Origin of the sequence: Acidisphaera sp. L21 (assembly GCF_009765685.1) — a bacterium.
Classification (GTDB): domain Bacteria; phylum Pseudomonadota; class Alphaproteobacteria; order Acetobacterales; family Acetobacteraceae; genus LMUY01.
The window spans coordinates 109,543-119,627 of the sequence record NZ_LMUY01000093.1; the positions used below are offsets into that span (position 1 = coordinate 109,543).

Consider the following 10,085-nt stretch of genomic DNA (forward strand, 5'->3'; position numbering starts at 1 on the left):
GGCGGGCACGGCGCGAAGCTGGAAGGCGTCAAGGAACACGGGGCCGAGCCGGTGCAGCACGGGCCACGCCCGCGCGGCCAGGGCAGGCAGGTCCGCCTTACCCGGGCGGGCCAGGCGCTCGGCCTCAGCGACGCTCGCGGCCATCCGCTTCCAGCCGACTGAAGCCGCGACGGCCCCATCCAGGTCGGCGTCGCCTTGCTTGGCCGCGATCAGGGCGCCGCCGAGCCGGGCCAGCAAGACGCACCTTGTCGTTGATGGCCCGGGCGTCGCGCATAAGGGTGTCCTCCTCGCGGGCTTCGGCCCGGCGGAACATGCGGCCGACTGCGCGGTCGAACAGTCCCACGCCGTCGTCGGTCAGGCGGTCCGTGGTATCCAGCACGGTCGCAACCAGGGTGGCTCGGCGGCGGAGCTGCGACCACGCCCGCAGGTGCTGGGCGGTGTAGCGTCCGCCCTCGCGGGCCAGCTTGCGCTGCCGCTCCGGATGCACGCTCTCGGCGCAAGCGGGATCGAGGCCGACGGCGCGCAGGCGGGTCAGCTGTTCCACAATGCGGGCAAGGGCCTTGTGACCGGGCGCACCCGGCGGCTGTCGTGCCTAGCTGAGCACGCTTAGGGGTGTGCCCTCTTTGGCCGTAAGCAGCGCGTCCAACGCCTCGGTTTGGGCGAGAGACAGGCTGCGGGTGAGCTGGCCCGCGACGTGTCGCTCGGCGACGACCAGGCTTGCTGCAACCAGGCGCTCGACCGCGCTCGGGCCTGGGGCGACAATCCGGCGCCGACGCAACTCGTCCATCAGCGCCGCGGTGATCGCCAAGGCGTTCGTGGTGGCCAGCGCCACCGGCAGCAGCCAAGCCAGCATCTCGCGGCCGTACCCGGGCGCGTACATGCGGAAGCCGAACGCTTCGCGCAGGCCGTTGAGCTGCTCCTGCCGGGTCTGCCGCCGGGCGGCATAGGCGGCAAGTGCATCAGCGCCGACATGGACTTGCTCGGCAACGAAGTGCATCGCTGCATCAGGGATGGCCTCGCCAGGCCGCAGCAGCCGGCCGGGATAGCGGAAGGCACAAAGCTGGAGGGCATAGCCGAGCTGATTGGAGGCGCCGCGGCGCCGGTCCACCGCGGCCAGGTCCGCCCCGTCCAGGGTCCAGTGGCGGATGAGGTCGGCCTCGGCGGTTGGCAGAGCGAACAGGGTCTCCAGTTGCGCTTCGGTGAGCGCGCGTCGTCTTGGCATAACGGGATGTCCCAGTTAGGGTATAGTCTGCCTGCTACGACCCAGGCCCTTGCAGGAACAGGGGCTTGCAGGCCGTCAGGCGGGGAGAGTTCAACTGGGACAGGGTGGGCCGTCATCGCCGTGCGCCGCGCTCTACTGCCGGGTGTCCACGGCGGACCAGTCCTGCGCGCGGCAGGAGCGCGATCTCGCCGCCTTTGCCGAGCGCGCCGGCTACCGGGTGGTCGGCACCTACAAGGAAACCGCGTCCGGGGTGAAGCTGGACCGGGCCGAGCGCCGGAAAGTGCTGCTGCTGGCGCAGCGGCGCGAGATCGACGCGGTGCTGGTGACGGAGCTGTCGCGCTGGGGGCGCAGCACGGCGGACCTGCTGGCGACGCTCAAGGAGCTGGAAGCCCGGCGCGTGTCGCTGGTGGCGCTGAACGGCATGGCGTTCGACCTGTCCACCCCGCACGGGCGCATGATGGCGACGCTCCTGGCCGGCATCGCCGAGTTCGAGCGCGAGCTGACCGTGGAGCGCATCCGCTCCGGCATTGCGGCCGCCAAGGAGCGCGGCAAGCGGCTGGGCCGCCAGCCCGGGCAACGGCCGAAGTCGGACCGACTGGCGCCCAAGGTGCTGGCCCTCATAGCCCAGGGACGCAGCTACCAACTGGTCGGGCGCGAAGTCGGGCTGAGCAAGAACACCGTCGCCGGCATCGTACGAAGAAATCGTGCCCAGGCTTCAATGGAGAGGAAGACCTAACTCGGCATTTGCTCCATTGGCGATCAGGGCGAGAGCGCATGCAAGCTCGTTTTTCCATCGATGGGCGCCAAACCGCGGACCCCTGGACGGCAAAGCAGACAAGGATGGCGAAGTGGCAGTGGACACCCTCGACCGGCTTCTGACAGCCCTTGCTGTCCGGCTGCACGCCTTTTCCGTCTGCGCGATCCAGCAGGGGTGGCGCCTGGCTTTCCCTTCTTTCGAGGCGGTCACGGTCCACTATGTCCTCAAGGGGTCTGGGGCCTTGCGCGTGGGCAACGGCCCGTGGCTGGCGTTCGCCCCGCAAAGCGTGCTCATCGTGCCCGCGCGCCAGCCGCACGTCGCCGGCGAGGCCGGGGCGGTTGCCCACCTGGCCCACGCCGCGGACCGCTGCACGCTGCTCGGCGACGGCCTTGTCGGCTTCACTGCCGGGGACGGCAGCTGCGACACCCTGATGGTGTGCGGCGCTATCTCGGCCTCCTACGGCGGCGCCCTCGGCCTGTTCGACCTCCTGCGCGATCCAATGGTCGAGGACTTCTCGGCCAGCAGCACTGTGCGCTATGCCTTCGACCTCTTGCTTACTGAGATTGCCAGCCCGGGCCTTGGCACGCAGGCAATGACGGAAGTGCTGATGAAGCAGTGCCTGATCACGTTGCTGCGCCGGCATCTTTTGCGCGATGACATCGGCTCGCCGCTGTTCACGGCCTTGCAGCACCCCCGCCTGGCACGCGCCATCCTGGCTGTCATTGAGGACCCTGCGATGCCCCACACCGTCGAGAGTCTGGCGTCCCTGGCCGGGATGAGCCGTGCCTCGTTTGCCGAGCACTTTGCACGGGCGTTCCAGCAAGGGCCGATCGACTTCGTGCAAAAGGTTCGTCTGCGCATCGCTGCGCGTCTGCTCACGACCACGGACCTGCCGCTCAAGGTCATCGCGCAGAGCATCGGCTATGCAGGCCCGACGCCCTTCTCTCGCGCATTCCGCAATGCCTACAAGGCCGATCCCATAGCCTACCGTGCGCTTGGCAGCCACGACGAGCGCGAGCCTGAATAAACAGCCGGGTCCGCGGCAGCGGAACCCAGCATCCATCATGTGACCGCCCGAAAAATGGGTGACATCTACGGCGCGCCGCCTAGCCGTCCAGATTAAGTGCTTCCCCGTCCAAACCCAGGCCAGCCCGAGAAACTACGGTGCATGCGAACGCTCTAGGCGCCTGCAAGCAGACTTGTGGACCGGCGAGCACTGCCGCCAAAGCCGGGCAAGTCTGAGCAGGAGATGCGAGATGTTCAACAGCCGACGTTCCATTCTGACCGGCGCCGCCGCGCTGGCGGTAGCGCCTATCGCCCAGGCCTTGGCCCAGGCTCAGCCACAAGCCAGCCGTGACCCGGCAGCGATGCCGATGCCGGACGTGTCCGGCGTACGCACCGCCAAGCAATTCGCCATGGGCGTCATCGGGCCTGCCGAGCTGTCGCGGGTAACGAGCCAGATTGCCATGGAGCGGGCTACCAATCCGATGGCCAAGGAGTTCGCCGGGTTCGAGCATACGGAGGCCGTCGCCGTCACCACAGTGCTCAAGGAGCTCGGCACACCCGTGCCCCCGATGGACGCGAAGGCGCAAGCCACGCTCGATAAGATCAAGGCTGCCCCGAACGGAGCCGCCTTCGACCGAGCCTACATCATGGCGCAGTATGAGAACCACGAGTTCCTGCGCGACCTCGCCACGGCATACCTGAAGAACTCCCCTGCGGGCACGGCTGAGATGGCGGAGAAGCAGGGGCAGCATCTCGCCACTCTGGCGCTGGCCACCTTCAAGGAACACGTCGCCATCACCAAGCGCATCTCTGGCGAGCTGCAGGCGTGACCGGCAAGACCTGACGCAGTGCGGAGGGCGGGCTAGGCAGTGCGCCCTCCGCCGCACCACGACGCGGTCAGCGTCCCTGCCGTCACCCCATTCCGGAGCCTATTCATGCCCCAAATTGTTTCGCCCGTCTCCCCGGTGCGCTACGAACCCTCCGTCGAACAGCTGGAGCAGGATGAGGGCACGACCAACACCGCCCTGGTCGAAACCATGTTCAAGATCAGCAGTACGACCTTCGGCCACTCCGGCCACGCCCAGCGTAGCGTCCATGCCAAGAGCCACGGCCTGCTTCGAGGCGAGCTGCGCGTGCTGGACGGCCTGCCGCCCGCCCTGGCCCAGGGCCTGTTCGCGCGGCCCGGGTTCCTACCCCGTGGCTATGCGCCTTTCGACAACGCCGAGCGACATCCTGGACGACAGCGTCTCGGCGCCCCGCGGCATGGCCGTCAAGATCATCGGTGTCCCCGGCGACGCTTGCCGGGCACGGAGGGCGATGTCACCCAGGACCTCGTGCTGGTGAACGGCCCCGCCTTCAACGCGCCGAACGCCGCGAAATTCCTGTCCAGCCTCAAGCTGCTGGCGGCAACAACCGACACGGCCGAGGGCCTGAAGAAGGCCGCCTTCGCCACGATGCGCGCCGCAGAGTCCGTCGTGGAGGCGTTGGGCGGCAAGAGCCCCACCCTCACCAGCATGGGCGGCCAGCCCGAGACCCACATCCTTGGCGAAACTTTCTACTCCCAGGTGCCCCTGCTGTATGGTCCCTACATCGCCAAGGTCGCGGTGGCGCCCGTGTCGCCGGAGTTGACTGCGCTGACTGACGCTCCGCTCGACGTGAACGGCAAGCCCAATGGCCTGCGCGAGGCGGTCGTGGCGTTCTTTGGCAGGACCGGTGGCGAATGGGAGGTGCGCGTCCAGCTTTGCACGGACCTCGACGCGATGCCGGTAGAGGACGCCTCCGTTGCCTGGCCCGAGGACAAAAGCCCCTATGTCGCGGTCGCTCGCATCAGCGTGCCGCCGCAGGACACCTGGAGCGCGGCGCGGGTCGCGGCCATGGACGACGGACTTGCCTTCAGCCCGTGGCACTGCTTGGCCGCGCACCGTCCGCTCGGCTCGATCATGCGCACCCGCCGAGCCGCCTACGAGATGTCGGCGCAGTTCCGGGCCGCGAACAACAAGCAACCGATCAAGGAGCCGAGGACAGGCGACGACTTGCCGCGGTAGAAATGGCGAGGGCCGCAGACTGCTCTGCGGCCCTCGTGAGCAGTTCCAACAACACCTGCGTCCTCACGCACTCGACCGGTCAGCATCAAGCATGTTCCCGATCCGTGCCACGAACCGTGCTATCCGGCCCGTTCTATGGCGTGACCCCGGTCCGGCAAGCGCGACATGCCGGTGGATGCGCCCATGCCGTTCCGCAAGGAGTGGCGTCGTCTGGTGATGGAGGAGAACGAGCCGGATTGACGCCTCTGCGAGACGGCCTGCTGGCTACACTGCATGACAAGCTCCGCTCGGGCGACGTCTGGCCCGAACGCTCAGCCAACTACCTCCGGTTCGACAGCTACTTGCTGCCGCAGGACGCCGTGCAGAAGTGCCACGCCGTGTCCCAGTTCCGTCGGCTCTAGAAGGTCGCACCCAGGCGGCATCGGCGGCGGGAGACCTGCCAGAACGCCAGAACGCGCATGCTTGGTCGCTAGAAGGCTAACTTCCACTTCTGCCGACCTTTGAGTCCGTTCGTCATGATGACAGGGTCTCCGAAGCAACATCGATGCTGAGATGCTGCAGCACATGATGTCTGCCGGTCAAACGATTGTAGAAAGGGTAATGACTGCTTTGTGTCGGGTGCAGGGATAGCAATTTCGGCCGGAGCAACTGCTGCCTGGAGTGGCTCGCAGATAAGGGCCATCTAACACCATTCAGGCCGGCATCGTCGCCGCGAACACCCGGGCGTAGTTGCCGCCCAAAACCTTACGGACGTCGTCCGATGCGAAACCGGCCGCGAAGAGGGCACGAACCAAGCCCGGCAGCTCAGCATAGCTTTCGAAGGTCGCTGGCCCGACCAGCCCCATGCTGTCGGTGCCGAGGCCGACATGATCGGTTCCGACCACCGCGGCCATCCGCGCCATCCCGGCCGCCAGAGCGTCCATGTCGGGGAAGATCGACCGCACCGGCCAGATGCCGATCACCCCTCCCGTGCCGGCAACCAGCCGGGCATGCTCGGGCGTGACCAGCCGCGTGAAAGGGCGGGGCCGGGTGGTGAGCGATGTGTGCGACAACATAAGCGGCTTGCTCGTTACCGCCGCCGCGCGGCGGACCAGCTCCAGGGTGCCGTGGGCCACGTCCACCACGATGCCGAGAGCATTGCAGCGGCCGACCACGGCTGCGCCAAAGTCAGTCAGGCCATTATGCACGGGCTCCTCGGTCTGGATGTCGCCGAGTTCATTTACCCGGTAGTGTGTCAGCTGTAGGTGACGCAACGTCCAGCGGTGATACGCCTCGTCGACCCGGTCCAGCTGACCTTCCAAGAAGTCGGCCCCTTCGGAGGCGACCACGGCGCACGGACGGTCTGCTCGGGCCAAGTGCAGTCCGGCCGCGTCGGTGATGACCCGCATGCCCTGGTCTGCGACCAACGCGTGCAGCCGTGCGAAGGCACGTTGCGCGTAGTTGTAGAGCTCGCCAGGGGCAGGCTCCCGGAAGGTGTGGATGCGGTGATCGGCTGCCAGGCGGTGGGTGGGGGCATCGGTGACCACGGCGAGGCAGGCTACCGCCAGACCTCCTTCCCGCATGGGCGAGGCTACGGGCGTAAACGGGCCATCCGCGCGGACGCGCAGCAGGCCGCCCGCGTGGGAATGTGTGTCCACCGTTACCGCGTCCGTGAGCACCACGGCCGTATCTGTCAGGGGTGCCGCGGCAGCCAGGCACAGCAACGGTGCGGCTGCCAAGAGCCTCCGGCGTCCGAACCCGGCGTCGACGCGCCGGGCCGACCGTAGCGTCCAGGTAGACCCTGTCCTGCCGAGAGCTCCTTCCAGCTCGACAACGCAGCCGCTCGGCAGCGCCGCGCCGTCTACAAGCACAGCGCCGCCCATACCGGGCTGGCAGCCCATGCAACAGGGCGGTTCCATCGTCAGCAGGTGGCGTCCCGCGAACTCCAGCCTGGCCAGCCACCCGCGCAACCGGACCGTCCGGCCCAGGCTAGCCGACGCCGTGCCGTCCCGGATCGCGTCCCACGCCAGGAGCGCGTCACCATCTGGAATCATGGACGGCGACGCTGCAGCAGCACCGCGACGCGCGGAACGTCGCCCACCGCGTGCCAGGGCAGGGCGGCGAGCGCCCAGCTCAGCAGCAGGCCGCCGTGAAGGTCACGCCCGCCTTGCCGACCGCGCCCACGGGTGCATGCAGCAACCCGAACTGCACCCAGGTCACAACGGGGTAGTGCAGGAGGTAGATGACAAAGCTGCTCGCCGCCAAGCTGTCCAACAACCGGCTGCGCCGCCCGGCGAAGCGCAGGAAAACGGCTGGCATCGCAATGCACGCGGTGGCGCAGAACACGGTCAGCGTCAGGCCGTAAGCGCCCAGCCACGCCCAGCTTACCAGCGTGAGGCCGTAGCGCAGCCGGGCTGCTTGCGTCCCGACCATCACCGCGCCGGCTACAATGGCGAGCAGCGCCCAGGTGGGCCACCGCCGCTGCAGCGCCGCCGCATCTCCGTCCAGCCCCATCGCGCCGAGCACAACGCCAGCGGCGAAGCTCGCGCCGTAGAGGCCGATGCGGCTTGCCTGCACCGCGAGCGGGCCGAGGCTGAACCAGCGTGACGGGCCAATACGAAGAGCAGAGGCAGGTACGCCAGTGCCAAGCTCATTAGGAACAGCCCGAAAGAGCGAGGCGGCGCAAGTGTGGCACCTTCAACTACGTTCGGCAGCCGACGCCGCATCGCGGCATACGCTAGCGCCACTGTGGTGTTGAACCCTAGCAGCACGCCGAGGAACCACGGCGGCCCGCTCGGCCAAGGACCGGTGGTGACCATCTCGACCCAGAAGCGCGCGAAGCCAGGTACACCACCAGCTTGGAGCCAGGATGGATAGTAGGCCAGTGGCACTACGGTGAACGCTGCGGTGACGAAGGGCAGTCCGAGCCGCAGCGCGCGCCTGCCGAAGTAGCCCCAAGCACCGCGGTTTCGAAGGCCGCGCCACACGAAGAGGCCGGACAGTAGGAACAGCAGCGGCATGAAAAAGCCGTCGTTCAGCATCACCAGCGCGTCGAAGCCGGTCCATCGCTGCGCATCCACCACCGGCGCGGTGGACAGGACATAGTGGTAACGGTCGGTGTGCCCGAAGTGGCAGTAGGCCAGCACGGCGTGGTGTAGCACGACCAGCACGACGACGAAGCCGCGTAAATGGTCCAGCGCGACCAAGCGAGGGCTCGTCTGCACGTGTCTGCTCCGGTTCAGGCAATGGCAGTTTGACGCAACTCAGCTGTTGATGGGAGTCCGGTAGCCGTCGCCGCCCCCATCCGCTCGTTGATTTCTTCGACACCGAGGTTGTGCCGATGCTGATGGCGGCTCCCGCCCTGCGCGCGGTGGCAATCTTTGAGGAGATGCAACGCCGCCATCCGGATTTATCTGCCGGCGCACGCCGCACCTTGGAGCGCCGTATCCGCTCCTGGCGGGCGGTTCATGGTGCCGACCAGGAGGTGATCTTCCGCCAAATCCAGGAACCCGGGCGCATGGGGCTATCGGATTTCACCGACATGGCCGACCTGAGGGTCACCGTGGCAGGGATCCAGCTCGATCATCGGCTCTACAATTTCCGGCTGGCTTACTCCGGATTCGAACATGCTCGTGTCATCCTGGGCGGCGAAAGTTACGTCGCGCTGGCCGAAGGGTTGCAAAATGCCCTCTGGGCTCTCGGCGGCGCTCCGCTTGAGCATCGCAGCGACAGCCTGTCGGCCGCGTTCCGCAATCTGGACCATGACACGCGCGAGGACCTGACCCGGCGGTATGACGCATTGTGTCTCCATTACGGGATGCAGCCCGCTCGCAACAACCGCGGCGTCGCGCACGAGAATGGCGCCATCGAGAGCGCTCACGGCCATCTCCGGAAGGCAATCGAGGACGCCCTGCTCATGCGCGGCATCAGAAACTTCGACAACCTCCCCAGCTATCGCCGCTTTATCGATGAGATCGTCAGCCGTAAGAACGCCCACCACTCCAAACGCAGCGAAGCCGAACGGCCGGCTTTGCAGCGTCTGCCAGGCCAGCGGACCTGCGATTACGAGGAGACCCTCGTTACCGTCACCTCGTCCGGCGGCTTCACGCTGCGGAAGGTCTTCTACACGGTTCCGTCCAGGCTCATCGGCCATCGCCTGCGGGTCCGGCTGCACGATGACCGGCTCGATCTGTTCGTCGGCGCGACGTTGCTGATGACCCTGACGCGCGGCCGGGCTCCGACTGGGGGCAAGCACGCCCATGTCGTCGATTATCGCCACGTTATCCATGCTTTGCGGCGTAAACCCATGGCGTTGCTCAACTTGGTCTACCGTAACCAGTTGTTCCCCCGTGACGCCTATCGCCTGACATTCGACCGGCTGCTCGAGAAGCTACCGGAACGCTCGGCATGCCGCCTCATGGTCGATCTTCTGGTCTTGGCCCACGAGCGCGGCTGCGAGGCCGAGCTGGCGACAGTACTTATGGCTGATCTGTCGGCAGCCCAACTCCCTGACCTCGCCACGCTGCGCAAACACTTTGCGCCGGACCCGGCGGCATTGCCGGAAGTCGTCGTCCATCTGACGCCGCTGATCGCCTATGAGGCCCTGCTCGGCGGCAACATCGCCCAGGTCGGCGGAGAAGCCGCATGACCGAGAGCATCGACGCGGCCCGACTCACAGACTCACATTGATGCTCAACGACCTCCGTCTACCCGCAATCAAGCAAGACTGGCCGAGTTTGGCGGCACGCTCAGACAAGGAAGGCTGGCCTGCAGCACGCTTCCTGGCCACCTTGGCCGAGCACGAGATCGGCGAACGTGACCGCCGTCGCCTCGCGCGCCATCTGGTCGAGGCGCAATTGCTGCCTGGAAAGACGCTCGACAGCTTCGACTTCAACGCCGTGCCGATGGTCTCCAAGGCCCATGTGCTGGCGCTCTGCGCCGGCGACAGCTGGATCGACAAAGGCGCCAACCTGTTGCTGATTGGCGGACCGGGCGGTGGCAAAACACATGTATCAATAGCGGTGCCGGATCCGAGGCCGAGGGGAAGACGGGTGGAGCATGGCTACCGTGACCAGAC

General features: G+C 67.0%; 8 protein-coding genes and 3 pseudogenes. 7 read left to right on the forward strand and 4 right to left on the reverse strand.

The window, feature by feature from the left end; genetic code table 11:
- A pseudogene (locus tag GSQ76_RS32005) lies at positions 1 to 1,222 on the reverse strand (DUF4158 domain-containing protein); the annotation flags it as partial.
- Between the two features lie 94 nt (positions 1,223 to 1,316).
- Between GSQ76_RS32005 and GSQ76_RS19085 the strand changes: the two are divergent.
- The 5 genes and pseudogenes from GSQ76_RS19085 to GSQ76_RS19105 all read left to right on the forward strand — a co-directional run.
- Complete coding sequence (locus GSQ76_RS19085) at positions 1,317 to 1,958, forward strand: recombinase family protein (protein WP_158745725.1); 642 nt, start codon at positions 1,317 to 1,319, stop codon at positions 1,956 to 1,958.
- Positions 1,959 to 2,076: 118 nt separating this feature from the next.
- Positions 2,077 to 3,006 (forward strand): AraC family transcriptional regulator, encoded by a 930-nt coding sequence (locus tag GSQ76_RS19090; protein WP_158745710.1) that lies wholly within the window; start codon positions 2,077 to 2,079, stop codon positions 3,004 to 3,006.
- A 229-nt stretch (positions 3,007 to 3,235) separates the two neighbouring features.
- Positions 3,236 to 3,814: a DUF4142 domain-containing protein gene (locus GSQ76_RS19095; RefSeq protein WP_158745711.1), complete on the forward strand. Its 579-nt coding sequence runs from the start codon at positions 3,236 to 3,238 to the stop codon at positions 3,812 to 3,814.
- 105 nt (positions 3,815 to 3,919) lie between these two features.
- Positions 3,920 to 5,029, forward strand: a complete 1,110-nt coding sequence (locus GSQ76_RS19100) for a catalase family protein (protein ID WP_216851157.1) — start codon at positions 3,920 to 3,922, stop codon at positions 5,027 to 5,029.
- A gap of 147 nt (positions 5,030 to 5,176) precedes the next feature.
- Positions 5,177 to 5,388 (forward strand): annotated as a pseudogene (locus GSQ76_RS19105) (hypothetical protein); the annotation flags it as partial.
- Positions 5,389 to 5,721: 333 nt separating this feature from the next.
- Here GSQ76_RS19105 and GSQ76_RS19110 read toward each other — a convergent pair.
- The 3 genes from GSQ76_RS19110 to GSQ76_RS32500 all read right to left on the reverse strand — a co-directional run bounded on the left by GSQ76_RS19110 (position 5,722) and on the right by GSQ76_RS32500 (position 8,232).
- A complete protein-coding gene (locus GSQ76_RS19110; protein WP_216851158.1) occupies positions 5,722 to 6,690 on the reverse strand; it encodes a dipeptidase in 969 nt (322 codons plus the stop codon).
- Positions 6,691 to 7,141: 451 nt separating this feature from the next.
- Positions 7,142 to 7,522, reverse strand: coding sequence for a hypothetical protein (locus GSQ76_RS32010; RefSeq protein ID WP_335904918.1), 381 nt, complete (start codon positions 7,520 to 7,522; stop codon positions 7,142 to 7,144).
- On the reverse strand, positions 7,453 to 8,232 hold the full coding sequence (locus GSQ76_RS32500) for an acyltransferase (protein ID WP_158745713.1): 780 nt from the start codon (positions 8,230 to 8,232) through the stop codon (positions 7,453 to 7,455). Before GSQ76_RS32500 ends, GSQ76_RS32010 begins: the two co-directional genes overlap by 70 nt.
- A 65-nt stretch (positions 8,233 to 8,297) precedes the next feature.
- On the opposite strand from GSQ76_RS32500, the pseudogene istA reads away from it, so the two are divergent.
- Both istA and GSQ76_RS19130 read left to right on the forward strand, forming a co-directional pair.
- Positions 8,298 to 9,656, forward strand: a pseudogene (istA, locus tag GSQ76_RS19125) (IS21 family transposase); the annotation flags it as partial.
- Between the two features lie 40 nt (positions 9,657 to 9,696).
- A partial coding sequence (locus GSQ76_RS19130) for an ATP-binding protein (RefSeq protein ID WP_254070505.1) occupies positions 9,697 to 10,085 on the forward strand: 389 nt, incomplete at its 3' end.

Excerpts from the sequence above, each read along its gene's own strand:
- GSQ76_RS19095 (WP_158745711.1), top strand. The coding sequence starts at position 3,236 with ATGTTCAACAGCCGACGTTCCATTCTGACCGGCGCCGCCGCGCTGGCG.
- GSQ76_RS32010 (WP_335904918.1), bottom strand. The coding sequence starts at position 7,522 with ATGGGGCTGGACGGAGATGCGGCGGCGCTGCAGCGGCGGTGGCCCACC.
- GSQ76_RS19100 (WP_216851157.1), top strand. The coding sequence starts at position 3,920 with ATGCCCCAAATTGTTTCGCCCGTCTCCCCGGTGCGCTACGAACCCTCC.